The sequence below is a fragment of the Rhodococcus sp. IEGM1339 genome (genome assembly GCF_050321925.1).
Classification (GTDB): Bacteria; Actinomycetota; Actinomycetes; order Mycobacteriales; family Mycobacteriaceae; genus Rhodococcus; species Rhodococcus pyridinivorans.
Map to the genome: position 1 here is coordinate 71,778 of NZ_JBNQFT010000014.1, position 25,059 is coordinate 96,836.

General features: G+C 68.4%; 31 protein-coding genes and 1 tRNA gene. 12 read left to right on the forward strand and 20 right to left on the reverse strand.

The features are described 5' to 3' along the window. Window positions 1–3: 3 nt before the first annotated feature. The gene (arcA, locus tag ACQR3U_RS14310) at window positions 4–1,215 is read right to left on the reverse strand and encodes an arginine deiminase (RefSeq protein WP_230810723.1); all 1,212 of its coding nucleotides are present in this window, start codon (window positions 1,213–1,215) and stop codon (window positions 4–6) included. A 100-nt stretch (window positions 1,216–1,315) separates the two neighbouring features. On the opposite strand from arcA, the gene ACQR3U_RS14315 reads away from it, so the two are divergent. After that, window positions 1,316–1,783 (forward strand): FABP family protein, encoded by a 468-nt coding sequence (locus ACQR3U_RS14315; RefSeq protein ID WP_006553798.1) that lies wholly within the window; start codon window positions 1,316–1,318, stop codon window positions 1,781–1,783. A gap of 61 nt (window positions 1,784–1,844) precedes the next feature. Here ACQR3U_RS14315 and ACQR3U_RS14320 read toward each other — a convergent pair whose 3' ends face one another. From ACQR3U_RS14320 to ACQR3U_RS14350, 7 genes are all read right to left on the reverse strand, one after another. Further along, complete coding sequence (locus ACQR3U_RS14320; protein ID WP_006553797.1) at window positions 1,845–2,693, reverse strand: SDR family oxidoreductase; 849 nt, start codon at window positions 2,691–2,693, stop codon at window positions 1,845–1,847. A 160-nt stretch (window positions 2,694–2,853) separates the two neighbouring features. Next, window positions 2,854–2,997, reverse strand: coding sequence for a hypothetical protein (locus ACQR3U_RS14325; RefSeq protein WP_153811617.1), 144 nt, complete (start codon window positions 2,995–2,997; stop codon window positions 2,854–2,856). A gap of 101 nt (window positions 2,998–3,098) precedes the next feature. Next, window positions 3,099–3,171 (reverse strand) — tRNA-Ala (locus tag ACQR3U_RS14330). A gap of 163 nt (window positions 3,172–3,334) precedes the next feature. Then, window positions 3,335–4,153 (reverse strand): divisome protein SepX/GlpR, encoded by an 819-nt coding sequence (sepX, locus tag ACQR3U_RS14335; protein ID WP_230810722.1) that lies wholly within the window; start codon window positions 4,151–4,153, stop codon window positions 3,335–3,337. A 256-nt stretch (window positions 4,154–4,409) separates the two neighbouring features. Further along, a complete protein-coding gene (locus tag ACQR3U_RS14340; protein WP_230810721.1) occupies window positions 4,410–5,045 on the reverse strand; it encodes a GNAT family N-acetyltransferase in 636 nt (211 codons plus the stop codon). Continuing rightward, window positions 5,045–6,298, reverse strand: coding sequence for a molybdotransferase-like divisome protein Glp (gene glp, locus ACQR3U_RS14345; RefSeq protein ID WP_019288788.1), 1,254 nt, complete (start codon window positions 6,296–6,298; stop codon window positions 5,045–5,047). The genes ACQR3U_RS14340 and glp overlap by 1 nt, the downstream gene beginning before the upstream one ends. A 31-nt stretch (window positions 6,299–6,329) precedes the next feature. Continuing rightward, window positions 6,330–7,241: a UTP--glucose-1-phosphate uridylyltransferase gene (locus tag ACQR3U_RS14350; protein ID WP_006553794.1), complete on the reverse strand. Its 912-nt coding sequence runs from the start codon at window positions 7,239–7,241 to the stop codon at window positions 6,330–6,332. Between the two features lie 61 nt (window positions 7,242–7,302). Between ACQR3U_RS14350 and ACQR3U_RS14355 the strand changes: the two genes are divergently transcribed. The 4 genes from ACQR3U_RS14355 to mscL all read left to right on the forward strand — a co-directional run bounded on the left by ACQR3U_RS14355 (window position 7,303) and on the right by mscL (window position 9,663). Then, window positions 7,303–7,905 carry a 5-formyltetrahydrofolate cyclo-ligase gene (locus tag ACQR3U_RS14355; protein ID WP_024103191.1) on the forward strand — a complete coding sequence of 201 codons (603 nt, stop codon included), beginning with the start codon at window positions 7,303–7,305 and terminating at the stop codon, window positions 7,903–7,905. Window positions 7,906–7,989: 84 nt separating this feature from the next. Continuing rightward, window positions 7,990–8,277 (forward strand): FmdB family zinc ribbon protein, encoded by a 288-nt coding sequence (locus tag ACQR3U_RS14360; RefSeq protein ID WP_006553792.1) that lies wholly within the window; start codon window positions 7,990–7,992, stop codon window positions 8,275–8,277. A 103-nt stretch (window positions 8,278–8,380) separates the two neighbouring features. Next, window positions 8,381–9,106 carry an SAF domain-containing protein gene (locus ACQR3U_RS14365; protein ID WP_006553791.1) on the forward strand — a complete coding sequence of 242 codons (726 nt, stop codon included), beginning with the start codon at window positions 8,381–8,383 and terminating at the stop codon, window positions 9,104–9,106. A 125-nt stretch (window positions 9,107–9,231) separates the two neighbouring features. Next, a complete protein-coding gene (mscL, locus tag ACQR3U_RS14370; RefSeq protein ID WP_006553790.1) occupies window positions 9,232–9,663 on the forward strand; it encodes a large-conductance mechanosensitive channel protein MscL in 432 nt (143 codons plus the stop codon). Window positions 9,664–9,751: 88 nt separating this feature from the next. On the opposite strand, the gene ACQR3U_RS14375 is transcribed toward mscL, so the two are convergent. The 10 genes from ACQR3U_RS14375 to mrf all read right to left on the reverse strand — a co-directional run bounded on the left by ACQR3U_RS14375 (window position 9,752) and on the right by mrf (window position 17,825). Further along, window positions 9,752–10,384: an MspA family porin gene (locus ACQR3U_RS14375; RefSeq protein ID WP_006553789.1), complete on the reverse strand. Its 633-nt coding sequence runs from the start codon at window positions 10,382–10,384 to the stop codon at window positions 9,752–9,754. A 53-nt stretch (window positions 10,385–10,437) separates the two neighbouring features. Then, window positions 10,438–11,238, reverse strand: a complete 801-nt coding sequence (locus tag ACQR3U_RS14380) for an MspA family porin (RefSeq protein ID WP_230810720.1) — start codon at window positions 11,236–11,238, stop codon at window positions 10,438–10,440. Window positions 11,239–11,811: 573 nt separating this feature from the next. Beyond that, window positions 11,812–12,021, reverse strand: a complete 210-nt coding sequence (locus ACQR3U_RS14385) for a hypothetical protein (protein ID WP_006553787.1) — start codon at window positions 12,019–12,021, stop codon at window positions 11,812–11,814. A gap of 7 nt (window positions 12,022–12,028) precedes the next feature. Next, window positions 12,029–12,526, reverse strand: a complete 498-nt coding sequence (locus ACQR3U_RS14390) for a MogA/MoaB family molybdenum cofactor biosynthesis protein (RefSeq protein WP_006553786.1) — start codon at window positions 12,524–12,526, stop codon at window positions 12,029–12,031. Window positions 12,527–12,600: 74 nt separating this feature from the next. Continuing rightward, window positions 12,601–13,815, reverse strand: a complete 1,215-nt coding sequence (locus ACQR3U_RS14395) for a S1C family serine protease (protein ID WP_170318558.1) — start codon at window positions 13,813–13,815, stop codon at window positions 12,601–12,603. Between the two features lie 167 nt (window positions 13,816–13,982). Then, a complete protein-coding gene (locus ACQR3U_RS14400) occupies window positions 13,983–15,386 on the reverse strand; it encodes a HAMP domain-containing sensor histidine kinase (RefSeq protein ID WP_050993447.1) in 1,404 nt (467 codons plus the stop codon). Window positions 15,387–15,394: 8 nt separating this feature from the next. Continuing rightward, entirely contained in the window at window positions 15,395–16,084 is a 690-nt protein-coding gene (locus tag ACQR3U_RS14405) for a response regulator transcription factor (RefSeq protein ID WP_006553783.1), read from the reverse strand. Window positions 16,085–16,153: 69 nt separating this feature from the next. After that, window positions 16,154–16,327 carry a 50S ribosomal protein L32 gene (gene rpmF / locus ACQR3U_RS14410; RefSeq protein WP_006553782.1) on the reverse strand — a complete coding sequence of 58 codons (174 nt, stop codon included), beginning with the start codon at window positions 16,325–16,327 and terminating at the stop codon, window positions 16,154–16,156. A gap of 32 nt (window positions 16,328–16,359) precedes the next feature. After that, window positions 16,360–16,611 (reverse strand): type B 50S ribosomal protein L31, encoded by a 252-nt coding sequence (locus tag ACQR3U_RS14415; protein WP_006553781.1) that lies wholly within the window; start codon window positions 16,609–16,611, stop codon window positions 16,360–16,362. After that, window positions 16,608–17,825 carry a ribosome hibernation factor-recruiting GTPase MRF gene (gene mrf, locus ACQR3U_RS14420; protein ID WP_006553780.1) on the reverse strand — a complete coding sequence of 406 codons (1,218 nt, stop codon included), beginning with the start codon at window positions 17,823–17,825 and terminating at the stop codon, window positions 16,608–16,610. Before mrf ends, ACQR3U_RS14415 begins: the two co-directional genes overlap by 4 nt. Window positions 17,826–17,926: 101 nt before the next feature. Between mrf and rpmB the strand changes: the two genes are divergently transcribed. The 7 genes from rpmB to ACQR3U_RS14455 all read left to right on the forward strand — a co-directional run bounded on the left by rpmB (window position 17,927) and on the right by ACQR3U_RS14455 (window position 21,637). Beyond that, a complete protein-coding gene (gene rpmB, locus ACQR3U_RS14425) occupies window positions 17,927–18,163 on the forward strand; it encodes a 50S ribosomal protein L28 (RefSeq protein ID WP_006553779.1) in 237 nt (78 codons plus the stop codon). After that, entirely contained in the window at window positions 18,163–18,330 is a 168-nt protein-coding gene (gene rpmG / locus ACQR3U_RS14430) for a 50S ribosomal protein L33 (RefSeq protein WP_006553778.1), read from the forward strand. The genes rpmB and rpmG overlap by 1 nt, the downstream gene beginning before the upstream one ends. A 2-nt stretch (window positions 18,331–18,332) precedes the next feature. Next, on the forward strand, window positions 18,333–18,638 hold the full coding sequence (gene rpsN, locus ACQR3U_RS14435) for a 30S ribosomal protein S14 (RefSeq protein ID WP_006553777.1): 306 nt from the start codon (window positions 18,333–18,335) through the stop codon (window positions 18,636–18,638). A 10-nt stretch (window positions 18,639–18,648) separates the two neighbouring features. Next, on the forward strand, window positions 18,649–18,906 hold the full coding sequence (rpsR, locus tag ACQR3U_RS14440; protein WP_230810719.1) for a 30S ribosomal protein S18: 258 nt from the start codon (window positions 18,649–18,651) through the stop codon (window positions 18,904–18,906). A gap of 173 nt (window positions 18,907–19,079) precedes the next feature. Continuing rightward, entirely contained in the window at window positions 19,080–20,006 is a 927-nt protein-coding gene (locus tag ACQR3U_RS14445; RefSeq protein ID WP_019288796.1) for an AEC family transporter, read from the forward strand. 32 nt (window positions 20,007–20,038) lie between these two features. Beyond that, complete coding sequence (locus ACQR3U_RS14450; RefSeq protein WP_039958480.1) at window positions 20,039–20,461, forward strand: hypothetical protein; 423 nt, start codon at window positions 20,039–20,041, stop codon at window positions 20,459–20,461. A 3-nt stretch (window positions 20,462–20,464) separates the two neighbouring features. Beyond that, on the forward strand, window positions 20,465–21,637 hold the full coding sequence (locus ACQR3U_RS14455; RefSeq protein WP_230810718.1) for an MFS transporter: 1,173 nt from the start codon (window positions 20,465–20,467) through the stop codon (window positions 21,635–21,637). 27 nt (window positions 21,638–21,664) lie between these two features. Here the strand turns inward: ACQR3U_RS14455 and ACQR3U_RS14460 are convergent, their stop codons facing one another. Beyond that, the gene (locus ACQR3U_RS14460) at window positions 21,665–23,602 is read right to left on the reverse strand and encodes a vWA domain-containing protein (protein WP_230810717.1); all 1,938 of its coding nucleotides are present in this window, start codon (window positions 23,600–23,602) and stop codon (window positions 21,665–21,667) included. Next, entirely contained in the window at window positions 23,599–24,987 is a 1,389-nt protein-coding gene (locus ACQR3U_RS14465) for an ATP-binding protein (protein WP_230810716.1), read from the reverse strand. Before ACQR3U_RS14465 ends, ACQR3U_RS14460 begins: the two co-directional genes overlap by 4 nt. Window positions 24,988–25,059: the final 72 nt, after the last annotated feature.

Consider the following 25,059-nt stretch of genomic DNA (forward strand, 5'->3'; position numbering starts at 1 on the left):
GAGTTACAGGACCGCCCGCGAGAGCGGGCACGACATGCATCGTGGACCGCCGCGGCCGGAACCGAGTTCCGACCCGGCGATCCGCAGTACCTCGATCCCCGAATCCTCGAGGCGGGTGTTCGTCTCGACATTGCGTTCGTAGGCGACGACGACGCCGGGCGCCACGGCCAGCGTGTTGTTCCCGTCGTCCCACTGCTCACGCTCGGCGACAACGGAATCCAGACCGGTGTCGATGACACGCAGTTCCTCGATCCCCATCGCGTCGGCGGCGGCCTCGAGGAAGGGGCGCGGCCCCGAGATCTGCACCGCGCCGTTCTCGCGGTGGATGGCGAACGCCTGGAGGCTGTCCCGGATCGCCGGGTACATCACCACCGCGTCGACGTCGACCATCGTGCACACGGTGTCGAGGTGCATCGACGCCCGGCGCTGCTCGATCGGGACCGCCAACACGGTGTGCGCGAGCTCGTCGTCGAAGACACTGCGCGCCAACGCTTCCGCACCGGCGGGACTCGTCCTCTCCCCCACCCCCACGGCGACGACGCCGGGCGCGAGGAGCAACACGTCGCCACCCTCGACGGGCGCGGTGTGCGATTCGTACGCGCGTCGCACGTGGAGGAATTGCGGGTGAAAGGCGTAGATGAGGTCGGTGAGGCTGGTCTCGCGCCGGCGCGCGGGCAGCGCAAGATTGGGGATCGCCACGCGCGAGCCGATCCAGAAGGACGAATCGCGCGTGAAGAGCAGGTTCGGCAGCGGTGCGATCGCGAAATCGGAACCGTGGTGCATCAGCCGCACGAGGGACGGGGCAGCGCCGTTGCCCACCGCGGGCAGTTCGTCGAAGGTCATGCCCGCGATGAGGATCCGGGCGAGCTCGGCAGCGGGCAGGGCACGCAGATGGCCCGTCAACTCCTCCGCGAGGGCATAACCGAGACGCTGTGCGTCGACGGCCGACGACACGCTTTGCACCCGCGCGGCGCCACTGGCCTCGAGTGTCTCGGTGAGCAGGTCGGCCAGCAGGAACACCTCCACCCCGCGGCTGCGCAGCAGCTCGACGAAGGCGTCGTGTTCCTCCTGGGCGCGCGCCACCCACGGCAGGGCGTCGAAGAGCAGCTGGTCGTTGTTGCGGGGCGTGAGGCGTTCGAGTTCGGCACCGGGCCGGTGCAGCATCACGGCGCGGAGTTCACCGACTTCGGACTCGACACCCCAGCGATGACTCATATGCTCACGGTATCGCGCAGGACGGCGGCATCCGGGTCAGGCGCGTCGAGTACGGCGGCAACGATTGCGAAGAACACACCGAGAACGCGAGGGAGATTTCATGGCCGACGACCCGCTCGGGTGCCTGGCACCGTTCGCCGGGCGCTGGACCGGAGGTGGCGACGGCCACTACCGCACCATCGACGACTTCGCGTACGACGAGACGATCGAGTTCGCCACCATTCCCGGAAAGCCCTTCCTGATGTACGTCAGCCGTACGCGGCACCGCACGGAGGGACGCCCGTTGCACACCGAGAACGGTTACCTGCGCCGCAGCGGCGACGACGTCGAACTGCTCGTCTCGCAGCCCACCGGGTTCGTCGAGATCCAGCGGGCCCGGCCGGAGGGCGGCGTGCTGGACTTCACCACCCTCACCCTGGAGCGCTCACCCGACGCCAAGCCCGTGCACGAGGTCCGGCGGCGTTTCGAGGTCGACGGCGACGTGCTGGTCTACGACTTCTGGATGGCCCACGCCGACACCCCTCTGACGCATCATTTGCACGCCGAGCTGCACCGCGCGCCGGAATGATTCAGGTGGTTCCGGCCCCGCCGAGCGGTATCGGATCCACTGAATCATGTCGCGCCGAATTTCATTTGGTGCCGACGACGCGACGGAAGTAGTCGTTGGCGGCCTGCATGACGAGGTTGTAGGGCGGCGCGAACTTACGCGCCCACCAGTAACCGAACCGGGTGTCGAAGGACGTGTAGACCATGAAGCGGTTCTTCAGGATGCCGGTGACGATGCGCTCGGCCACCTTCTCGGGAGTCGCGGCGTGGCGGACGAACCGTTGGGTGAGTTTGCGGACCTCGGGACGATCACGGTCGACGCCGACGATCTGCACGGTGTCGACGAGCGGTGTACGCACGGCCCCCGGGACGACCAGCGAGACACCGATGCCGTCGCGCTTGAGGTCGAACCGCAGCACCTCCGACACTCCCCGCAGACCGAACTTGCTTGCGCTGTAGGCGGCGTGCCACGGCAGGGCGAGCAGCCCGGCGGCCGAGGAGACGTTGACGATGTGCCCGCCGCGACCGGCCTCGATCATGGCCGGCACGAAGTTCTCGATGACGTGGATGGGCCCCATGAGGTTGACGTCCACCATGAGCTTCCAGTGCTCGTGCTGCAGCCGGTCGACGGTGCCCCACACCGACACTCCGGCGACGTTGGCGACGATGTCGAGCGACCCGCACGCCTCGTGCACGTCGCGGGCGAAGGCGGTGACGGCCTCGTAGTCGGAGATGTCGAGGGCGGCCGAGTGCAGCACGGTGCCGCCGCGTTCACGAACGCTGCGGACGACCTCGTCGAGGGCCGCCTCCTGCAGGTCGGTGAGCACCAGCCGGGCCCCGCGATCGGAGGCCGCATGGGCCAGGGCGCGGCCGATTCCGCTGGCCGCGCCGGTCACAAGGAATTTGGTTCCGCGCAGGTCGGTGATCGCCATGGCGACACCCTAGCCTCGCCGTGACGACTCGATGCTCCGGCGCGCCACGGACGAACCGGATGCGCCGGAGCGAAGCGACTTGTGTGTCCGAGCGAAGCGACTTGTGTGTCCGAGCGAAGCGACCTGTGAGCCGGAGTGTTGGGCTCCGGCGGATGGAAACTCAGAGCCGCTGGGCCATCTCCTCCTGGTATTGCCGAATCGTGCGCTCGATCATCTCGACATCGTCGTGGCGATTCTCGCTGCGCGCGAGGTCGGCGCGCTCGCGCAGTACCCGGATCGCCCGACGCAACTCGTCGTCACTCATCCTGTGGTCCATGCCATACAGTCTGCCGGGTTCGGCGTGGACCCGCCAGCGAATGGCCCTGCATACGACGAAAGCCCCGCCGAGGGCGGGGCTTTCAGGGGTGGAGCTGAGGGGAATCGAACCCCTGACCTCTTCGATGCGAACGAAGCGCGCTACCAACTGCGCCACAGCCCCGTAGGTTCCGAGGGAACCGACTCGCAAACTCTAGCAAACCACCCCGTCCATCACGAAATCGGAGTGTCGGCGCAGGTGACGGGCGATTTCACGGCCTGCTCCGAAGCCGGGTCGGGGCCCGCACAGATTCGGTGCGGGCCCCGCCGTAAGCGTCGCAGGACGATCATTCCCCCACTGCGCGGGGAACGACGTAGTCGCCGGGCTCGTCGTCGCCGTCGCTCGCTCGGACGTCGTAGCCGTGGTCGATGCCGTAGTCGTCCTCGTAGCGATCGAGGTGCTCGAACTCCGGATCCTCGTCGTCGACCTCGAGGACCACGGCCCCCGGGCGACGCAGGCGCTGTGGAACGTCGTCGTGGCCGCCGCGGGCCCCCGCGCGGGACCGTTGCAGTCGCGCGAGGCGACGCCGCCGGATCTCCTGCTCGAGATGCACCTGGCGCCGCAGGTAGAACAGATAGGCGACGAGGGCCACGGCCGCGAGACCGGCGAGCCACCACATGACCGACGAGACGATCAGGGCGAGCGCCGAGGTCATGATCGCGGCGATCAGCAGGCCGAGGACGGCCCGCTGCCGGAATTCGTATCGTGCGGCGCTGGCGACCGCATCGGCGTGCGGGTCGAATCCGCCGCGGCCCCGGCGTTGCGGTGCGTGTGCGCGCACGGGCTCACGATCGGGTGCTGCTTCGTGGTGGACGTCGGCCTCGTCGGAATCGATCTCCGGCCTGTCGTCGAGTTCAGTGTTCATGCGGTCCTCCGCGGGGGTGCGGTGCGTGCGGTCACGACTCGGACGCCAATGAGGATCGCTGCGGTGCCCGGCGGCCGGCCCTCGAGGGGTGATCGGCTCGTCGTCTCCGCGGTGCAGAACTCGAGTTGCGAGCGCGGCGTCGGTCGTCTGCCGGATTCGAGGACGCTTCGTGACCAGCATGGGAACCAGAACGAACAACCACACGGCAACGAGCCCGATCCACAGAAGCGAGTTCGGCATCCGGTGGTCCTCCCTCCAGTCGTCGCCCTACCAGCCCGTCGACGCCACCGACCTACATGAGGCTAACGGCATCACCGCGTTTACCTGTACAGAAACGCCGACTCGATCGACAACAGACGTCACTCGAGTCACGCGAAACCAATTGACACTTTCTTCACTCTAATCACAGAGATCCCACACGCGCTGGGGATTGTTACTCGAGTTGCGAGTAACCTGCGTTACATAGCGGACGAACCCGACTCGAGACGGAAAGCGATCAGGACCAGGTCGCGCGACCGGCACGGACGAGGCGATCCGAGACCGAGCCCGGCACCTCCTCGACCGTCATCGCGACCAGCAGATGGTCGCGGAACCGGCCCTGGACGTCGAGGTAGCGCTTCAGCAGACCTTCATCGCGGAAGCCGACCTTGCGCAGCACCGCGCGACTGGCCTCGTTCTCCGGGCGCACGGTGGCCTCGACGCGGTGCAGCCCGACCGGGCCGAAGCAGTGGTCGAGGCCCAGGGCGACGGCGGCGGTCGCGACACCGAGGCCGTTGACCTCCTTCTCCACCCAATAGCCGATCCAGGCCGAGCGCAACGCTCCGCGCACGATGTTGCCCACCGTCAGCTGCCCGCAGAATCTGCCGTCCAGCTCGATGGCCATCGGCAGCATCAGGCCCTTGTGGGCCTCCGAGCGCAGACTCCGGTAGAGCCCGGGCCACACCGAGATGTGGTGCCGCATGTCCCACGGCGCCTCACCGGTCGGCTCCCACGGCTCGAGATGCGCGCGATCACGCAGACGCAGACGGCTCCACGCCGCGGCGTCGCGCAGTCGGATCGATCGGACGGTCACCACGCCCCCTGCCACCCGCAGCGGCCCGAGCTCCGCCGGCCAGCCGGGATGACGGGACATCAACCACGCTGCCCGAGGAACGCCACGTCCACCGGGTCTCCCGTGCGGATTTCGGAGACCTCGGGATCGACGATGACGAGACAGTTCGCCTCGGCGAGGGTGGCGAGCAGATGCGACGACGAACCCGCGGCGCCGCCGAGCGCCTGCACGAGATAGTCGCCCGTCGTTTCGTCGCGCATGAGCCGGCCGCGCAGGAAACCTTTGCGATCGGGGATCGAGGTGATGGGGGCGACCGTGCGTGCCGAGACCACGCGGCGCATCGGCTGGCGACGGCCGAGCGCGATGCGGATCAGCGGCCGGACCATCACCTCGAAGACGACGAGCGCGCTCACCGGATTGGCGGGCAGCAGGAAGGTCGGCACCTCGTCGCGGCCGAGACGTCCGAAGCCCTGGACCGAGCCCGGATGCATCGCGATCCGCTCGACGCCCATCTCGCCGAGATCGGACAGCGCCTCGCGGACCTCCTCGAGCGCGCCGCCGCCCACGGCCCCGGCGATCACGACGATCTCGGCGCGGATCAGCTGACCCTCGACGACCTCGCGCAGCCGCTTCGGGTCGGTACTGGCGATCCCGACCCGGTTGACGTCGGCTCCGGCGTCACGCGCGGCCGCGGCCAGCGCGTAGGAGTTGACGTCGTAGACCTGTCCCGGCCCCGGGGTGCGGTCGACGTCGACGAGTTCGCCGCCGACGGAGATGACCGACAGTCGCGGGCGCGGATGGACGAGCACCTTGTCGCGGCCGACCGCGGCGAGCAGACCTACCTGGGCGGCCCCGATGATCGTCCCGGCCCGCACTGCGATGTCGCCGGGCTGGACGTCGTCGCCGGTGCGGCGCACGTAGTCGCCGGACCGCACCGGTTCGAGCACCTTGATGCGCGCGGCACCGCCGTCGGTGTTGTCGAGCGGCAGCACCGCGTCGGCGAGCGTCGGCAGCGGCGCACCGGTGTCGACGCGCACCGCCTGACGGGGCTGGAGACGGATCGGCTGACGCGAACCGGCACGCACCTCGCCCACGACCGGCAGCGTCACCTCGGCGGGCGCGGACCCGCCGTCGGTCTCGGCCGGGGCTTGGAGGTCGACGCTGCGCACGGCGTAGCCATCGATCGCCGCCTGGTCGAATCCGGGTAGGGGTCGCTCGGTGACCACTTCCTCCGCGCACAGCAGACCCTGCGCCTCGGAAATGGCCACCCGGACCGGCCGGGGTGCGACTGCCGCCGCCGTGACCCTGGCCTGCTGATCCTCAACCGACCGCATACTGCTTCTCGTCCTCCAGCCCGTCCTGCAGTCAGCGCTTCAAGCGCTCGATGAGCCACTCGCGCAGCGAGGGCCCGTACTCTTCCGTGTTCAACGCCGAGTCAACCGCAGCGCGCAGATAGCCCCCGGGATTTCCGAGGTCGTGTCGGGTGCCGCGGTGCACCACCACGTGAACGGGGTGGCCCTCGGAGATGAGCAGGGCGATTGCGTCGGTGAGCTGCAACTCTCCCCCGGCTCCGGGCTCGATGCGACGCAGTGCGTCGAAGATCGCCCGGTCGAGCAGGTATCGGCCGGCGGCGGCGAAGGTCGACGGTGCGTCCTCTACGGCCGGCTTCTCGACCATGCCGAGCACCTTGAGCACGTCGGGGTTGGCGGCGTCCGGCACGACCTCGACGTCGAAGACGCCGTACGCGCTGACCTGTTCCTTGGGCACGTCGATCGCGCACAGCACAGAACCGCCACGCTTGGCGCGGACGCGCTGCATCGTCTCGAGCACGCCGACCGGCAGCACGAGGTCGTCGGGCAGCAGCACGGCGATCGCGTCCTCGTCGGGATCGAGCGCCTCTTCGGCGCACGCCACGGCGTGACCGAGGCCGAGCGGCTTCTCCTGGACCACGGACTCGACCTCGAGCAGCCCCTGGGCCTTGCGGACCTTGGCGAGGAGCTCGTACTTGCCCTTCTCCTCGAGCTTGGACTCGAGGACGAGGTCCTCGACGAAGTGCGCGACCACGCCGTCCTTACCCGGCGCTGTCACGATGAGAAGGCGTTCGGCGCCCGACTCCGCGGCTTCACCCGCCACGAGCTCGATGCCGGGCGTGTCGACCACCGGCAGGAGTTCCTTCGGAACCGTCTTGGTTGCGGGAAGGAACCGCGTCCCCATACCTGCTGCGGGGACAACCGCGGTCTTGAAATGCCGCGTGCCTCCGGTCGTACTGTTCGTCATAGACTCCCACCCTAAACTTCGGCCACCGAGGACGGTGGTTCGGCGATCGTAAGGCGCAGACATGCCCCCACCCCCGAAAGCGGTCTGGCGTGACCGCATTCTTACAGCTCGGCGCGAGCTGAGTGCTGCGAGGCGCAGAATCGAGGACACCGCGCTCGCCACGGTGGCCTCGACGCTGGCCCCGGCGGGGTCGATGGTGTGCGCATATGTGCCCGTGGGTTCGGAGCCCGGATCGATCGCGCTCCTCGACGCTCTGACCGAGGCCGGAACGACGGTGCTCGTCCCGGTGACCCGCACCGGCGAACCGTTGTCGTGGGCCCGCTACATGGGCGAGAAGACGCTGATGGCGGCCGATTTCGGGCTGCGCGAGCCGGGTGGTGAGATCTTCCCGCCCGAGGCGGTGGCGAAGGCTCACACGGTGCTCGTCCCGGCCCTGGCGGTGGACGCGCGGGGCGTGCGGCTCGGCCGCGGCGCCGGCTTCTACGACCGCACCTTGCACCTCGCCTCACCCGAGGCCGTGATCATCGCGGTGGTCCGCGATGAAGAGCTCGTCGACGAACTCCCCGAGGACCCCCACGACATCCGTATGGGATGGGCGCTGACACCCGGGAAAGGGCTGGTCCGGCTCGGTAGCGGCGACCGTGCGGAACAACACACTCCCTAGCGCTGTTGGCACTGTCGGCGGTAGAGTGCCAAAACTGCAGTACGACGAATACTGCGGTTCGACGAACTGGCGGAGGATCAACCGGTGCCCACCTACTCATATGCCTGCACGGCCTGCGACAACAAGTTCGACATCGTGCAGTCCTTCAGTGACGACTCCCTGACCGAATGCCCGCAGTGCGAGGGCAAGCTGCGCAAGCTCTTCAACTCGGTCGGCATCGTGTTCAAGGGCAGCGGCTTCTACCGCACCGACTCCCGCAGCGGCAGCACCGCGAGCGAATCCGCGTCGACGAGCTCGACCAGCTCCTCGTCGAGCGACAGCAGCTCGTCGTCGAGCAGCACGTCCTCGGCTCCGGCGGCCGCCGCGAGCTGACCTCCGGACTCCTTTGTCCACAGGCGGTCGAGTCATCCACAGACCGCCGTCTCCGAGGGTTCATCGGGGCCGACAGAGCATCCCCACCTTCTAGGTTCGGGGCATGCCCGTCGGCCCTTTCTCGTTCCTCCAGCGTGCGCGCGCGCATCCGCACCACTCGCGCTCCTCTGCGGGTGCCTCGCTGCAGCCCACCCTCCCCGACCGGTTCGTCGAACTCCTCCGCCCCGGCTGGTCGCGCATCGTCCGGGCCCGACGGATCGCGGCCGGACTCCTCGCCGTCCTCGCGGTGATCCTCGCGCTGCGCGGCGACCCCGACACCGATCGTGTGGGTGTCGTTGTCGCGGCTCACGATCTCGCGCCCGGGCACACCCTCACGGCCGACGATGTCGCGCACGTGGAGCGCGATCGGTCCACTGTGGTCGCCGGGACCCTGCACGACGTCGACGACGCCGTGGGCCACACTCTCGCCGGCCCTGTGCCGGCCGGTGAACCCCTCGTGGACACCCGCCTTCTCGGTCCTCGTCTCGCCGCAGTCGCCACCGGCTCCACCGAGGCCCGCGTAGTGCCCATCCGGCTCGCCGATGCCGGGGTGAGCGAACTGCTCCGTGAGGGCGACCGCGTCGATGTCCTGACGGTGACGGAGACCGAAGAGGGACCCCTGCCCGGCGCCCACGTCCTCGCTCGGGGTGCAGTGGTGGTGCTGGCCGAATCCGGCGGTTCGACGAGGGATCGGAACGAGCGGGTCGTGCTGGTCGCGCTGGAGCCCGAACCTGCCACGGCGGTCGCGGCGGCGTCACTCGTCAGTGCTCTGACCGTCACACTGCACTGAGCATCCGCTCGTTTCCCCAGCGCAATCGCCACCCGTAACCGACCTCGCGGTTTATCGTGTGAACGTCCGTGTGACCTACCTCATGTGCGCGGCTCCGGCGGACAGGCCGCGAAAAGGAGCACACCATGCTGAAGGGCTTCAAGGACTTCATACTCAGGGGCAACGTCCTCGATCTCGCCGTCGCGGTCGTGGTCGGTGCGGCATTCACCGCTATCGTCACCGCCTTCACCGCGAACATCATCGAGCCGCTCATCAGCGCGGTGGGCGGCGACAACGAGATGGGCTGGGGCTTCGAGATCGTGAGCGGCAACCCGGAGACCTTCGTGAACATCGGCGCGGTGATCTCCGCGATCATCAACTTCATCATCATCGCCGCGGTCGTGTACTTCGTGCTCATCGTCCCCGCCAACGCGGCGAAGAAGAAGTTCGTCACCGAACCGGAGGACAAGCAGGCCAGCGCCGAGGACCTGCTCATCCAGATCCGCGACATCCTCGAGGCACAGGCAGGCCAGGCTACTCAGGGCGCTCACGCCAAACCCAACCCGGGCATCGAGTAGGTGGTCGACGACGAAAAAGACCGGGCCCGCTCGAGATTCGAGCGAGCCCGGTCTTGTCGTGCTGTGTTCGGCTGAGCCGGACGTCTACTTAGACGGTCCAGGGAGCGCCGTAGGTGGTGACGTTGTCGCCGTTGGCCGTGATGGCGCGGACGAACGGACGGACCTGGACGGCGCCGAGGACGCCGGAGGCCGTGCCGTGGACGTTGGAGAACTGAACGGTCTTGAAATCACCGTCGAACTCGCCCTCGGCGACGACGAGCTCCTCGATGCCCGGAGCCGGGGTCAGCTCGAGCTCGGCGTAGGCCTGCGGGAGGATGTCGGTAACGGTTGCGCCGACAGAGTCGCTGATCTCGAGCTCCAGCTGCGGGGTGGAGTAGGTCACGCCGATGGCACCGTCGATGCTGCCGGCCCACGCGAACTGGTAGCCGAACTGGAAGGTGGTGCCCTCGGCGTCGGCTGCGCCCTCACCGAGGAGGTTCGCGGTGCCGCGGCCGTTGTGGAAGAACTCGCGGTTGAACGGGCTGCCACCGAGGGCCGGAACACCCTGGATGAAGGTGTCTTCCTGGGTCACGACGACCTCGAGGCCGTCGGAGACGATGCGGTTCTGGTCGTTGACCTCGGCCGAAGCGGCGCCCGAGGCACCGAGCACCAGACCGAGGACGGCGGCACCGGCGACGGTGGCGTTACGAGCGGCCTTGAAGCCACGCGACTTGATTCCCATGATTACTCCGTTTGTGGTGGTGGGGATTTCTTGCGGGATGGCGCGGAGCAGGACTAGAGGGTCCAGACCTGGCCGTAGGTGGTGACGTTGTCGCCGTTCTCGGTGATCACACGGACGAACGGACGGAGGGAGACCGGGCCGATGACGCCCGTCGCGGCACCGTGGATGTTGGCGATCTGGACTTCCTTGTAATCGCCGTCGAACTCACCCTCGGCAACCACGATTTCCTCGATACCCGGAGCGGGAGTCAGCTCGATGCCTGCGGTCGCCTGCGGGAGAATCCCGGACACGGTCGACTCGGTGTTGACGACGGTCTCGCCGCCACCCTCGATCTTCTGGTACGCCTTCTCGGTCACGAGGATTGCGCCTTCGGCGTCGGCGCCAACCGGCTCGCCCTTTTCGTTGACGTACTGCGCCTGACCGTCCTTGAGGACTGGAACATCGATCTCTTCGTAGGACGGCGTCGTCGTGGGGAAGAGACCCAACTCGACATCGGGACTGGTCCAGCTGAAACCGATTGCGCCGTCGACGGACGCGGTCCACGCGACCTGGTAGCCGAACTGGAAGGTCGAGCCTTCGAAGTCCGCCGCCTCGGGGCCGAAGATGTTGGCGATGCCGCGGCCGTTGTGGAACCACTCACGGCTCAGCGGGCTGCCGCCGATCGGGGGCACACCGTTGATGAAGGTGTCCTCCTGCGTGACGATGACCTCGTGGCCGTTGGAGACGATCCGGTTCTGGTCGTTGACCTCGGCACCTGCGGCGCCGGCCGATCCGAGAACCAGACCGGCCACAGCAGCTGCTGCCACCGTGGCGTTGCGGGTGGCCCGGAAGCCACGTCGCGTCTGAATCTTCATGAATGCCTCATCCGTTCTCTGCGTGCCGGGTTGCGCACCGCGTCCGACAACAAGTGGTCGCCCTGTCGCCCGCGGGCCGCTGTCCACAGCGAACACACCGGCGGATCACCCGTCGGTGTGTCGGTACGTCCATCGTCCGCACGGTTTTGCTTTACCGATTCGTGACCGAGCCCAGGCCGTGAAGCCTGGGCTCGACCGGTTTGAACCTGAGAGGGAGATTAGACCGTGACCATTCCTGGAGCAACGCCTAGCTTTCGTAACGCTCCGGTATAGGCGCGGTGCAGGCCACACGCCCAGCGATTCACCGAAGCGGGCAAACCGGACACTTTTCGGGGTGGAATATGTAACCCGGGATTACACGTACATGACCCGCCCACCGCCACATCAGCGCAGGTAGAAGCCACATATTCAGTGCACCCGGAGTGCAGGACGAAATGCCTTCTGTGACTGGAAACACAGATTCAAAAGATCGCGCGGACCAGATGGAGATGAACGGACCGTTGCGGCGACGTTTCGTTGCGGTCGACAACGGGTGGAATCCGGTTGAGCGCAACACGACATCAGTGATACAGATCACCCACCGGAATGGTGCGGAGGCACCTGCCTGCGCAGCCATTCATCCGAGTCGCCACCGCCGGAGTCGTTCTCGCCGCGTTCGTCGCGTGTCGTCTCGGGAAGTACATCCCCGAAGATGCGCGCCAGCCGTGCCCGGTCGATCCGGGCACGGCTCTGCTGCTGCTCGCCGGTCACCTCGTCGTGCGAGGGATCACGGTCGTCGGACACGGCGTCGTCACTCCTCCATCCAGGACAACTCTTCGATGACGTGTGCGGCGAGAGGCAACAACGTCGCCATCCCGTCGCGGATGGCGGGACGCGACGACGCGAGGTTCACCACGAGCGTCGATCCGGAGACTCCCACGAGACCACGGGAGAGGCCGGCGTCGACGGCGCCCGACGCCAGGCCCGACGAACGCAGCGCCTCGGCGATGCCGCGGATCTCGTGATCGAGTACGTCCTCGGTCGCGTCGGGAGTCACATCGCGCGGGGTGACACCGGTGCCACCGACGGAGATCACCAGGTCGACGCCGCCGATCACTGCAGTATTGAGTGCATTTCGGATCTCGACCTCGTCGGCAGCGACCGTGACGACACCGTCGACGGCGAAGCCACCTTCGACGAGAAGCTCCGTGACGAGCGGACCCGCGGAGTCCGGACTGTCGCCGTGGGAGACGCGATCGTCGACGACGACGACGAGTGCGCGGCCTTTTCTGGGAGCTTCGAGTTCCATGAGGTCCACGGTAGTTTGCGGCTCGAAAGCATGCGGCTCTTGTACCGGAATGTGAGCTATGTCCATGTCGTTCCTCATCGTCCGGCCGAATCCGACGCAGTCACCACGTCGACTGTGGTCTCGTTGCCGTCGGGCGTCTTGTAGGTGATCTTCACGGTGTCCCCCGGCGCGCGGGAGCGGATCGCGGCGATGAGCGAGTCGCCGTCGGTCACGACCCGATCGTCGACCCGGACGATGATCGCGTTGTCGGGGATTCCGGCTCGGTCGGCCGGCCCGTCGGGCACGACCTCCACGACGCGCGCACCGTAGGCGTCGTCCCGGGACGGAACCTGGACACCGATGATCGCGTGCGTCGCCTTACCCGTGTCGACGAGTTCCTGCGCGACACGCCGGGCCTGTTCGACGGGGATCGCGAAACCGAGGCCGATCGAACCCGACTGTCCGCCGGCCGTGGCGATCGCGGTGTTGATGCCGACGAGGCGGCCTTCCATGTCGACCAGCGCACCGCCGGAGTTGCCGGGGTTGATCGCCGCGTCGGTCTGGATCGCGTCGATGACCGACGCCTGATTGGCGTTGTCCCCGCTCGTGGACACGGGCCGGTTGAGTGCGGACACGATGCCCGCCGTCACGGTGCTCTGCAGTCCGAGCGGTGATCCGACGGCCACGACCTCCTGGCCTACCGCGAGATTCTCCGAACTACCGAGTTCGATGGGAGTGAGATCGGTGCGCCCTTCGGTCCGGATGACAGCGATGTCCGACACCGCATCCGCACCGACGACCGTCGCCGGCGCGGTGGACCCGTCCGAGAAGAAGACCGTCAGTTGCGCCCCCTGACCTCCACCCGCCACGACGTGGTTGTTGGTGAGGATCAATCCGTCCGACGACAGGACCACGCCCGACCCTTCACCCGCGCCGGTGCGTCCTGCGACCTCGATCCGCACGACGCTCGGCACGACCTTGTCGGCGACGGCCTGCACGCTGCCCTCGGGGGCAGCGGCGACCGACTGGGTATCGGGCTTCGGAGCGTCGAGGGAGTTGACGACCGGTCCGGACGAATCGCGCACCGACCACGCGCCGACCGCGCCACCGATGCCGCCGCTCACCAGCGCGAGCGCGATGGCCCCCACGGCGAGGGCGGAGCGACCCGGCATCCGGCCGGATCCTGCGGTCGGTGGCGGAGGTGCCGACTGCTGGGGTGTGTGCGGGTAGGGGCCGGTGTATCCGCCGGGGCCGTACGGATGGGGTTGCGGTTGCGGTGCTCCCGCGCCGCGGGTGGGGTCCTCACTCATTCGTCACTTCACCTTCGTCCGCCGGGGCCACCGGACGCATACGGGTCGACGTCGGCGTGCGGTGGCCGATGATGCGGGGTGCGTCGAGCACCTCCGCGCTTCTTCGTCCAGCATGGACCGGGCAGCTGAGAGTCGCATCAGAACTACCCGCGATTCTGCTGTCGAATTCATTCGATCTCGGTGGGGTGTGTCTCTCCGTCGAGGGCCGGTGTGCCGGGCAGCACGATGCGGATCAGCGCGCCGCCCCGATTCGACCGTTCGACGGCGATCGTCCCGCCGTGCTTCGTGACCATCTGTCGCACGATGGCCAGTCCCAGACCGGATCCCGGCATCGACCGCGCGGTCGTCGCCCGGTAGAACCGTTCGAACACCAGTTCGCGTTCCTCCTCCGGGATCCCCGGGCCGGCGTCGTCGACGGTCAGCTCCATCAGACCGCTGGCGATCTGCCGCATGTTCACGACGACGTCTTCCCCCGCCGGGCTCCACTTGGCCGCGTTGTCGAGGACGTTGACCACGGCGCGGGTGAGTCCGGCCTGGTCGCCGAAGACGAACCACTGCTCGGTGGTGGCCCGGAACTCGATGTCGGTACGCCGTCGACGCGCACGTTCGAGACTGCGGTCCACCACCTCGGCGACGTCGACGACCTCGAAGACCGTCTCCGGCGCATCCTCACGAGCGAGGTCGACGAGATCGCCGACGAGCGTCGACAACTCCTCGATCTGGCCGATGACGTCGGCCCGCAGCTCGGCCATGTCCTCGTCGGGCAGGCTCGGTGCACCGGGACGGCTCGCGGCGATGAGCAGTTCCATGTTGGTGCGCAGCGAGGTCAGTGGTGTCTTCAGTTCGTGGCCGGCGTCGGCGACCAGCCGGCTCTGCCGTTCTCGCGACTCGGCGAGCGCACGCAGCATCATGTTGAAGCTCTCGGTGAGGCGGGCGAGCTCGTCGTGGCCGGTCACCCGGATGGGCCGCAGGTCGTCGGTGCGCGCGACCCGCTCGGCGGCGGCGGTGAGCCGGGCGACGGGACGCAGACCGGTGCGGCCGACGGTCGCGCCGACGGCGGCGGCGAGCACCACCCCGCACCCGCCGACGATGAACAGCACACTCGCCAGGCGGTTGAGGATCTCGACGGTGGGACGCAGTCGCTGCGCGATCACGACCGTGCTGCCGTCGGGCATGCGCTGGGCCAGTACGCGCTGCTGGGCGACGGTGCGCAGCGACGACTCCCGGTCGCCCTCGGCCACCGCCAGTTCGGGTTCGCCGATGGGCACCGACGAGCCCGGCGGCACGTACCTGCCGAGATCCGGGTAGATCAGGGCAACGCTGATGTCGGAGCTGTAGAGCTGGGCCCCACCGATGTAGCGCGGGTCGTAGGTGATGAGGGTGCTCGACTCGACGAGCGCGGCGGCCCGCGCCCGCAACTGGGTGTCGACCTCCGAGTACAACGCCCGCGAGACCACGGCGTAGGCCGCGATGGAGGTGACGGCGACGGCGAGCGCCACTGCGCCGGCCGCGAGAAGCGTGACGCGGATGCGCAGCGGCACCGAGCGGGTCAGGAGAAGAGGTGGTCGCATCAGGTCGCTCACGGCGGGGTCTCGCGCAGCACGTACCCGACGCCGCGCACCGTGTGGATCAGGCGCGGTTCCCCACCGGCCTCGGTCTTGCGTCGCAGATACCCCACGTAGACCTCGAGGGCGTTGCCGGAGGTCGGGAAGTCGTAACCCCACACCTCCTCGAGGATGCGGCTGCGCGTGAGGACCCTCCTCGGGTTTGCCATGAGCATCTCCATCAGGGAGAACTCGGTGCGGGTGAGGCTGATCGGCCGGTCGCCGCGAGTGACCTCGCGGGTCGCAGGGTCGAGGCTGAGGTCGGCGAACCGCAGCACCTCGTCGGCGGACGAGTCCGGGTCGGGCGCGGCACGACGCAGCAGCGCCCGCAGTCGCGCGAGCAGTTCCTCGAGCGCGAACGGTTTCGGCAGGTAGTCGTCGGCCCCCGCGTCGAGACCCGCGACCCGCTCCGAGACGGAGTCGCGCGCCGTGAGGACGAGGATCGGCAGGTCGTCGCCGGTGCTGCGGAGCCGGCGGCACACTTCGAGGCCGTCGACGCGCGGCATCATGACGTCGAGCACCATCGCATCCGGACGCGACGTCGCGACCTGTTCGAGGGCGTCCTGCCCGTCCGTCGCGAGGTCGACCGTGTATCCGTTGAAGCTCAGTGACCGGCGCAGCGACTCCCGCACTGCACGGTCGTCGTCGACCACCAGAATGCGCATGATCACCATTGTGGCCTGCGCCTACTGAGAGCGCGCTGAGAACCCGCGGTGGCCGGCGGGCTCTACGACTCAGTCGGTCCGCGGGTCGACCTCACCCCTGTGCACGGCCTCGACGAGCCTGCGGGGCACCTTCACGGTCGTTCCGTCGACCGTGATCGGCACGAGATCGGGGACCTTCGCCGTCCACTGCGACCGGCGGTGACGGGTGTTGGAGCGGGACTTCCTGCGTTTGGGGACTGCCATGTGGTTCTCCTTCGATGTCGGGACGTGCGGGATCAGGGTCGGCGCCGGCCGTACTTGCGTTCGAACTTCTCGACGCGACCGGCGGTGTCGAGCAGGCGGGCGGCGCCCGTCCAGAACGGATGCGAGTCGCTTGTGACGTCGACGACGATCAGCGGGTAGGTAAGGCCGTCCGACCAGACGGTCGTGCGTTCGGATGTCGCGGTGGAGCGGGTCAGGAAGGTGGCGCCGGTGTTGGCGTCCTGGAAGACCACGGGGTGGTAGTCGGGATGCAGGCCTGATTTCATCGGTGTCCTTCTCTCTCGTTGTCGCGGCGGTCTGCCGGGAGGTCGTCACAAGGGTCTTCGTGGAATCGGCCGAAGGGGTCGCGCCAGGTCGGCCACAGATCGGGGCGGGCGAACTCGTCGTCTGTCACGACCGCCGCGCGCAGCGTGCGGTCGATGAGTTCCGAGTCGGCGTCGTGGACGAGGACGACGATGCTCGTGTCCCGGTCGCCGTAGCGTTCGTCCCAGCGCAGCGACGCCATCGCGCGGCGTTCCGCCGGGATCTCGCGCTGCTGATCGGGAGTCATCGACGCGAGCCATGGCCCCGCGTGAGCGACCCGCAGTCCTCCACCGGCTGATTCGACGAGCAGCGCATTGTCGGGTTGGGTGGCGACCCACAGTCGCCCGCGGGCGCGCACGACGCCGTCGAGCAGCACGTCGATCGCGTGGTGGAGACGTTCCGGATGGAACGGCCGGTCGGCGGAGAACTCGACGAGGCGGATTCCGCAGTCGTCGTCGAGAGGCGGTCGACCTCGTAGGAGAGGCGAGTGCGCCCCGTCGATCGCCCCCCGACGGGCGGTGGCGGGTATCTCCCGGAGGAGCCGCTCGACGTCCGGTTCCCCCGCCCACGCGATCGGCGCGTCCGGGGCGAGTCGGGTGAGCACCGCGTGCAGGCGCGCCTGCTGCCAGCCGTCCGCTCCGGGGAGCACCACCAGCGCATCGGCGAACTCGACCTGGCCGACGACGACCTGCGCCAGGGTGCGGTCGTCGTCGACACGCTCGTTCAGTTCGTCGTCGCCCGTCGCGTCCTCGAGCCAGGTTGCGGCGTCGAGGCAGGTCACGACGCCGTCCACCCGGACATCGAGGGACGCAGGTCCGTCGACACGACCGACGATCCCGCTCACCACGACATGTTCGACTGCCCAGCACAATGCCTCGGGTTCGAGTTGCGGGTCGAGGTGCAGCACGATCCGGTCGACGCTGCTGTAGTCGCGCATGCGGCGCAGAAGCGGCAGCAGATCCTCGCGCAGTGTGCAGGAGACGCACCCGTGCGCGAGTTCGAGGATCTCGGTGCGTTCATCCTCGACGGTGAGCACGGAGCGGCGGAGTACGCCCTGGTCGAGACCGGACAGGTCATGGTGGACGACCGCGGTGCCCGGACGCAGTAGTGACCGCGCGGCCTGCGCAGTCCGTCCGCGCCATCCGCAGACGATGACGAGCGGCGTCCTGATGTCCACAGCATTCCTTTCGATAACGATTGTCATTAACGATATCAAAGCGTACAGTTGGCGACGCAGTTTGTCGAAAATGATTGTCGTTACCTACGAAAGGAGCCGACGTGTCGGCCACGTGCCAACTCACCGGACGGCGACCCGGTTTCGGGAGATCCGTATCGCACTCCCACGTCCGCACCAGCCGGCGGTGGAACCCGAACATCCAGCGCAGAACCTATTTCGTACCCTCGCTCGGACGCCGGGTCGCGCTGAACCTGTCCACCAAGGGCATCAAGATCGTCGACCGCGACGGCATCGAGAGCGTTGTCGCACGTCTGCGTGCCCGCGGGGAGAAGTTCTGATGGCAGCACGCAGCGAGATCCGGCCCGTCGTCAAGCTTCGCTCGACCGCCGGGACCGGCTACACCTACGTCACCCGGAAGAACCGCCGGAACGATCCCGACCGTCTCGTCCTGCGCAAGTACGACCCCGTGCTGCGCAGACACGTCGACTTCCGCGAGGAGAAGTAGTCGTGGCGAAGAAATCGAAGATCGCACGCAACGAGCAACGGAAGGCGATCGTGGCCCGGTACGCCGAGCGCCGCGCGGAACTGAAGGAGGTCGTGCGCCGACCGTCGTCCTCGCCCGAAGAGCGCAGCGAAGCCCAGCGGGCACTGCAGCGTCTACCCCGCGACGCCAGTCCGGTACGATTGCGCAATCGAGACGCTGCGGACGGCCGCCCGCGCGGCCACCTGCGAAAGTTCGGGCTCTCACGAGTGCGTGTGCGTGAACTCGCCCACCGCGGGGAACTACCCGGCGTCCACAAGTCGAGCTGGTGAGGAGCGAGATATGGCAGTCAAGCGAGGACCGTCGAAGAAGTCGCGTGCCGTAGAGGGACGCAAGCCCAAGAAGAACCCCCTCTTCGCGGCGAAGATCGAGTACGTCGACTACAAGGACGTCAATCTGCTCCGCACCTTCGTCTCCGACCGCGGCAAGATCCGCAGCCGTCGCGTCACGGGCCTGACCCCGCAGCAGCAGCGTCAGGTGGCCGTCGCGGTGAAGAACGCCCGCGAGATGGCCTTGCTCCCCTACGTCAGCAGCAAGTAGGTCGTAGCTTCCGACGCCGCCTCTCCCCATCGGGAGGGGCGGCGTCGTCGTATGTGCACCCGAGACCGGTGTTGTTTTCGAAGATCGGCCGAGAATCACAAACAACACCGGTCTCGACGCTCGCTGCGGTCCGATGGCGGGACGACACTCCGGGGTCCTTAGACTAGGCAACCGTGTCGGGTGTGATCGCGGGGTTCAGTGTCATCTTCGTGATCATCGCCATCGGCTTCACGCTGGGGCGCCTGGGCACCCTCGGGCACGAGGCGCAGACGGTGCTCAGCCGGCTCGTCTTCTTCGTCGCCACCCCCGCGCTGCTGTTCGACGTGCTCGCGACGTCCGACCTGTCGGTGATCTTCTCGCCCAATCTCTACATCGCAGCGGCCACGGCGTTCGCCGTCGCGATCGTGCACTTCGTCGTCGCGAAGCTCTGGCTGCGACGTGCGGTTCCCGAGGCGACCATCGGCGCGCTGTGCGCCGGCTACGTCAACTCCGCGAACCTCGGCATCCCCATTGCGGTCTTCGTGCTCGGCGACGCGTCGTTCGTCGCGCCCCTGTTGTTGTTCCAGATCGTCGTGCTCTCCCCCATCGCGCTGACGATGCTCGACCTGTCGACGATGCGCGCCGGGGTCTCGCTCCTCGACACCCTGCTCGCGCCGTTCAAGAACCCCATCGTCCTGGCCGCCGCGGCCGGACTCGCCATCGCGATCAGCGAGTGGACGCCTCCCGAGGCGTTGCTGCAGCCGTTCCATCTGCTCGGCGGCGCGTCGGTGCCCGGTGCGCTGCTCGCGTTCGGATTGTCGCTGCAGGGCGTCCGGGTGCTCGAGAAGGGGACGAGCCCGCGCCGCGACATCGCGCTCGCCTCGGTGCTCAAGATCCTCGCCCAGCCGGTGCTCGCGTATCTGATGGGGCGTTTCGTGTTCGGCCTCGACGGCCATGCGCTGTTCGCCGTCGTGGTGGTCGCCGCGCTTCCCACCGCGCAGAACGTGTTCGTCTACGCGAGCGCTTACGGTCGCGGCACGGTGCTCGCCCGCGACGCCGCCCTCGTCACCACCATCGCCTCCATCCCTGCGATCGGCGTGACCGCCGCCCTGCTGGCGTGATGAACACGCGACACGGGAATACCGTGGGAACCATGCGTTCCGTCGTCCGTGCTTGCCGGGGAATCACCGTCCTCGCGATGTGCCTGCTCATCGCGGCCTGCGGATCGAGTTCGGGTACACCGGACGTCCCCGCGCTGCCCGAGGAACCGGTTCCGGCAGGGGCGACGGCGTTCTCGGCGCGACCCGACATCGTCGATGCGCATCCGCTGACGATCCTGTCGTGGTCGCGGGTGAGCGACGACCGGCTCGCCCTGCACTTCGAGACGGGCACCCCCGAGTGCTTCGGCGTCGACGCGACCGTCACCGAAACGGACGACACGGTGACGGTGACGCTCCTCGGCGGCACGCTGCCGGAGATGCAGGACCGCATGTGCATCATGGTCGCCGTCGTCGGCGCCCTCGAGGTCTCCTTGCAGTCGCCGCTCGGCGACCGGGTCGTGACCGCCGGCGCCTGACATATGCCGCATCCTCCGCGTCACTGGCTGCTGTACCTGTGCTTGTCCACGGCCCTGCTGCACGCGGCCTTCCAGTCGATCCGTGTCCTGGTCTCCTACCGGATTCTCGCGCTGGGCGGTGACGCGACGACCATCGGTGCCGTCACCGCGCTCTACGCCATCGTTCCGCTGATCGCGGCGGTGCGGATGGGACGTGTCGTGGACCGCGGGCACACGACCGCCATTCTGCGTTCGGGCATCGTCGTCACCACTGTCGGTGCCGGGTTGATCGCTCTCAGTTCGGGATTGTTCGTGCTCGCCGCCGGCAACGTCGTGCTCGGTCTCGGACAGTTGCTCGTCACGGTGTCGGGGCAGGCATTCGTGTCGATCCTGTCGCCGCCGGGGCAACTGGATCGCGGGTTCGCCGGTCTCACGCTGGGTGTGTCGGTCGGTCAGGCCGTCGGTGTGCCCGTCTCCGGCGTGATCGCCGCGACCACCGGCGACGGCAACGGATCCGTCGAGACCACCGGCGCATTGCTGGTGATGACGGTGGTTTCGCTGCTCTCCCTGCCGCTGGTGCTGGGGCTCCGCGAGCCGCCCGGCTCCGGTCGCACCGCGGAGGACGGCGCGCCGCAGTCGATCCTGTCGATGCTCGCGACGAAGGGCATGAAGCCCGCAATGCTGTCGAGCCTGGTGGTCCTCGCCTCGGTCGACCTGGTCGTGGCCTACCTGCCGTTGCTCGGTGAGCAGTTCGGGTTCGGTGTGCTCCTGGTGTCGATCCTGCTCACCGCCCGCACCATGGCGTCGATCGTCTCGCGTGCTCTGCTGCCGTGGGCGTTGCGCCGGATTCCGCGCAGGTGGCTGCTCGTCTCCTCGACCGCCGGGACCATCGTGCCGGTCGCGCTGCTGCCGCTCGTGCCGAATCCCTGGGTCATCGGCGCGTTGCTCGCCGTGTGCGGAATGTTCTGGGGCGTCGGCCAACCCCTGACGATGACGTGGGTGGTCGAACTCGTCGCACAGGCCGACCGCGCGTCGGCGCTGGCGGTGCGATTGACCGGCAACCGTCTCGGGCAGGTCGCGGTGCCCATGGTGGCCGGCGCGATCGCCGGGGTCGCCGGTGTCGCGTCGATCTTCTGGGTGACCGCCGCCCTGCTGTCCGCCGCCGCGACGACCACGTGGCGGTCGGTGCGCCACTGAGTTCCCGGGGCGCCTCGCGCCGAGTTCCTACGACCGCCGACGGGCCCGCACGTAGTCGGCGACGACCGCCGCCCCGAGACCGTCGACATCGGGCGCGACCACTCGTCCCCCGACGCGACGCGCCAGCACGTCGACGACCCGCGCGAGCCCCGGATCGCTGCCGAGCCGGAAGATCGTGACCTGGGCGCCGAGCCGCGCGATGTGGTCGAGTTCGCGCACCGTCAGCCCCAGAGTGCGTTCGCTCGGCGGGTAGTCGAAGGCCGCGAAGCCGTCCGGTTCGAGGTGAGCGGTGGGTTCACCATCGGTGACGACGAAGACCACCGGCTGCGCGTTGGGATGTCGACGCAGGTGACGACCCGCGAGCATCAGGGCGTGGTGCAGATTGGTGCCCTGCTCGTAGACGCCGTCGAGCCCGGCGAGTTCGGGCGCGGACACCACACGGGCGTGCCGGCCGAACGCGATGAGCTGCAGCGCATCCCCGCGGAAGCGCGTGGACACGAGATGCTCGAGCGCGAGGGCCGTGCGTTTCATCGGCACCCAGCGACCGTCCATGACCATCGAGAACGACGTGTCGACGAGCAGCGCGACCGCCGCCTGCGTCCGCTGCTCGGTCTCGATCACCTCGACGTCCTGCACCGACATCCGCACCGGCAGACCGGGACTGCGCAGGGTCGCGTTGGTGAGGGTCCGTACGACGTCCCACGGTTCGGTGTCGCCGAACTCCCATGCCTTCGACGCGCCGGTCGGTTCGCCGAGCACACCCGCCCGCCGCGACTCGCGTTGCCCGGTGCGCGACGAGATGCGGTTGACGACGTCGCGCAGCGCCGCTTCGCCGAGCCGGCGCATGGCCTTGGGCGACAGTCGCCACTGCCCGTCGGCACCGCGGTCGAAGAAGCCCTGCCGCTGCAGTTCTTTCTCGAGTTCGGCGAGGGTGCGTGCATCGGCCGCGGCCTCGGGTCCGAGATGACGGGCGAGCGCGTCGAGGTCGATGTCGTCGAGGGACGCCCCGGCGTACTGCTGCGACAGCTGCTCGGCGAGCTGGTCGAGTTCGGACAACTCCTGCAGCGCCGAGGTGGCCTCGCCGAGACCCATGCCCTGTTCGCCGCGCACCTGCTCGGAGCCGGTCCAGTCCTCGCCGGGACGCGCGGCCCGCAGGTGGCCGTCGAGACGGTCGAGCTGGCTCATCAGATCCGGGGATCCGAACGCCTGCTGTGCGAGAGCGTCGAGTTCGTCGCGCTGCTCGGGGGTGAGGGAGTTGCGCAGCCGCTGCGCCGCCGCGGCCCGCTGTGCGAGGGAGTCGAGCAGTTCCTCGACGTTCTGCGGGTTCTCCGGGAAGAACTCGCCGTGCTGGGCCATGAACTGCTCGAAGTCCTCCTCGGTGTCCTCACCGCGGGAGTGCTTGTCGAGCAGGTCGTTGAGGTCCTCGAGCATCTCCGAGATGCGTTGCCGGTCCTCGTCGGTGGCCCCCTCGAGCGCCTGCTTCATCCCGGAGAAGCGCTGGTCGAGCATCTCCCGGCCGAGCAGGTCGCGGATCTTCTCGTAATCCTGTCGGGCCTGCGCGCTGCGCCAGTCGTAGTCGGCGAGTTCCTGCACGGCCTGCGCCGTCGACGGCGGCAGTTCCTCGATCCGCATCTCGGCGAACCGCGCGTCGTCGTCGAGGGCCCTGGCCAGTTCTTTGCGTTCCTCGAGCACGGCGCGATCGAGAAGCTCGCGCACCTCCTGGAGGGTGCCGTCGAGGTTGGTGCGGTCGAGCAGCTGCCGTCGACGCCGATTCGCCTGCGCGGCAAGCTTGTCGAGGCCACGCATACCGTCGTGACCGCGGCGCAGCAACTCCCGCAGGGCGCGCTTGGGTGAGGCGCCGGCCATGACGTCGTCGCCGATCGCGGCGAGCGCGTCGCGCAGGTCCACCGGTGGGGCGAGCGGATCGCCCCCGGTATACGGACCATAGCGGGCGGACCTGCTCATCGGGAGTACACCGCCGAGCCGTCGTCGCCGGTGTCCTTGGCGATGCGCCGTGCCAGATACAGACCTTCGAGGGCGAGTTCCACTGCTGCAGCGCGACTTCCGGTGTCGGTGGCACCGAGCCGTTCGGCGACGGCATCGAGCACAGGCAGTTCGGGGAGTTCGTCGAGCAGCACCTTCGCGGTGATCCGCTCACCGGTGACCACCGGCTCGCCCTGCTCGACGGCGGAGACGAGCGACCCGAGATCGACGCCCGCGAGTCGCGAGCGGGCCGTTTCGGCCGTCGCGCGCCGGAGGAGATGATCGAGGATCTCGAATTCCCTTCCCTCCTCGCCGGATTCGAACTCGACCTTGCCTCGGAGCACCTCCACGACGGCGCCGAGATCGACGGGACGCGCGACCGGATCGTCCTCGCCGAGGACCGCACCGCGATGCAGGGCCGCGGCCGAGACGGTCTCGGCGCCGGCGACGGCGAACCGTGCAGAGACACCCGAACGCTGGTCGACGGACGTCGATTCGCGCAGCAGCCGGGTGAACCGTGCCAGGATCTCGAGCAGATAGTCGGGGACGCGGGCCTGCAGATGCGCCTCCTGCTCGATGACGGCGATCTCGTCCTCGAGTCGCGTCGGGTAGTGCGTGCGGATCTCCGCTCCGAAGCGGTCCTTGAGCGGAGTGATGATGCGGCCGCGATTCGTGTAGTCCTCGGGGTTCGCACTCGCCACGAGCAACACGTCGAGGGGCAGGCGCAACGTGTAACCGCGCACCTGGATGTCGCGTTCCTCCATGACGTTGAGCAGCGACACCTGGATGCGTTCGGCCAGGTCGGGCAGTTCGTTGACGGCGACGATGCCGCGGTGCGCGCGGGGCACGAGACCGAAGTGGATCGTCTCCGGATCACCGAGGCTGCGGCCCTCGGCGACCTTCACGGGGTCGACGTCGCCGACGAGGTCGGCGACCGAAGTGTCGGGCGTCGCGAGCTTCTCGGCGTACCGCTCGCTGCGGTGCCGCCACGCGACGGGCAGGTCGTCGCCGAGTTCGGCGGCCCGGCGGATCGACGCCGGGGTGATGGGCTCGTAGGGATGCTCGCCGAGCTCCGAACCGGCGATGACCGGGGTCCATTCGTCGAGCAGCAGCGGCAGGGTACGTAGCAGGCGGGTCTTGCCCTGACCGCGTTCGCCGAGCAGGACCACGTCGTGACCGGCGATGAGGGCGCGTTCGAGCTGCGGGACGACGGTGTCCTCGAAACCGAGGATGCCGGGCCACGGATCGGTACCGTCGCGCAGCGCAGCGAGCAGGTTGTGCCGGATCTCGTCCTTGACGGACCGTTGCACGTGGCCGGAGGCGCGGAGCTCGCCGACCGTGGAGGGGCGCGGTGTGGGTGACGTCACCTCACCCAAGGTACGACCGAACCGCCGTTTCGGCATCCGCGATCCCGCGACCGGTCCGCCTACACTCGCCGC

What these genes read in the sequence shown, in the direction of transcription:
- arcA (WP_230810723.1), bottom strand. Translation starts at nt 1,215, where the DNA reads ATGAGTCATCGCTGGGGTGTCGAGTCCGAAGTCGGTGAACTCCGCGCC.
- ACQR3U_RS14315 (WP_006553798.1), top strand. Translation starts at nt 1,316, where the DNA reads ATGGCCGACGACCCGCTCGGGTGCCTGGCACCGTTCGCCGGGCGCTGG.
- ACQR3U_RS14320 (WP_006553797.1), bottom strand. Translation starts at nt 2,693, where the DNA reads ATGGCGATCACCGACCTGCGCGGAACCAAATTCCTTGTGACCGGCGCG.
- ACQR3U_RS14325 (WP_153811617.1), bottom strand. Translation starts at nt 2,997, where the DNA reads ATGAGTGACGACGAGTTGCGTCGGGCGATCCGGGTACTGCGCGAGCGC.
- sepX (WP_230810722.1), bottom strand. Translation starts at nt 4,153, where the DNA reads ATGCCGAACTCGCTTCTGTGGATCGGGCTCGTTGCCGTGTGGTTGTTC.
- ACQR3U_RS14340 (WP_230810721.1), bottom strand. Translation starts at nt 5,045, where the DNA reads ATGTCCCGTCATCCCGGCTGGCCGGCGGAGCTCGGGCCGCTGCGGGTG.
- glp (WP_019288788.1), bottom strand. Translation starts at nt 6,298, where the DNA reads ATGCGGTCGGTTGAGGATCAGCAGGCCAGGGTCACGGCGGCGGCAGTC.
- ACQR3U_RS14350 (WP_006553794.1), bottom strand. Translation starts at nt 7,241, where the DNA reads ATGACGAACAGTACGACCGGAGGCACGCGGCATTTCAAGACCGCGGTT.
- ACQR3U_RS14355 (WP_024103191.1), top strand. Translation starts at nt 7,303, where the DNA reads ATGCCCCCACCCCCGAAAGCGGTCTGGCGTGACCGCATTCTTACAGCT.
- ACQR3U_RS14365 (WP_006553791.1), top strand. Translation starts at nt 8,381, where the DNA reads ATGCCCGTCGGCCCTTTCTCGTTCCTCCAGCGTGCGCGCGCGCATCCG.
- mscL (WP_006553790.1), top strand. Translation starts at nt 9,232, where the DNA reads ATGCTGAAGGGCTTCAAGGACTTCATACTCAGGGGCAACGTCCTCGAT.
- ACQR3U_RS14375 (WP_006553789.1), bottom strand. Translation starts at nt 10,384, where the DNA reads ATGGGAATCAAGTCGCGTGGCTTCAAGGCCGCTCGTAACGCCACCGTC.
- ACQR3U_RS14380 (WP_230810720.1), bottom strand. Translation starts at nt 11,238, where the DNA reads ATGAAGATTCAGACGCGACGTGGCTTCCGGGCCACCCGCAACGCCACG.
- ACQR3U_RS14390 (WP_006553786.1), bottom strand. Translation starts at nt 12,526, where the DNA reads ATGGAACTCGAAGCTCCCAGAAAAGGCCGCGCACTCGTCGTCGTCGTC.
- ACQR3U_RS14395 (WP_170318558.1), bottom strand. Translation starts at nt 13,815, where the DNA reads ATGAGTGAGGACCCCACCCGCGGCGCGGGAGCACCGCAACCGCAACCC.
- ACQR3U_RS14400 (WP_050993447.1), bottom strand. Translation starts at nt 15,386, where the DNA reads ATGCGACCACCTCTTCTCCTGACCCGCTCGGTGCCGCTGCGCATCCGC.
- ACQR3U_RS14405 (WP_006553783.1), bottom strand. Translation starts at nt 16,084, where the DNA reads ATGCGCATTCTGGTGGTCGACGACGACCGTGCAGTGCGGGAGTCGCTG.
- rpmF (WP_006553782.1), bottom strand. Translation starts at nt 16,327, where the DNA reads ATGGCAGTCCCCAAACGCAGGAAGTCCCGCTCCAACACCCGTCACCGC.
- ACQR3U_RS14415 (WP_006553781.1), bottom strand. Translation starts at nt 16,611, where the DNA reads ATGAAATCAGGCCTGCATCCCGACTACCACCCCGTGGTCTTCCAGGAC.
- rpmG (WP_006553778.1), top strand. Translation starts at nt 18,163, where the DNA reads ATGGCAGCACGCAGCGAGATCCGGCCCGTCGTCAAGCTTCGCTCGACC.
- rpsR (WP_230810719.1), top strand. Translation starts at nt 18,649, where the DNA reads ATGGCAGTCAAGCGAGGACCGTCGAAGAAGTCGCGTGCCGTAGAGGGA.
- ACQR3U_RS14450 (WP_039958480.1), top strand. Translation starts at nt 20,039, where the DNA reads ATGCGTTCCGTCGTCCGTGCTTGCCGGGGAATCACCGTCCTCGCGATG.
- ACQR3U_RS14455 (WP_230810718.1), top strand. Translation starts at nt 20,465, where the DNA reads ATGCCGCATCCTCCGCGTCACTGGCTGCTGTACCTGTGCTTGTCCACG.
- ACQR3U_RS14460 (WP_230810717.1), bottom strand. Translation starts at nt 23,602, where the DNA reads ATGAGCAGGTCCGCCCGCTATGGTCCGTATACCGGGGGCGATCCGCTC.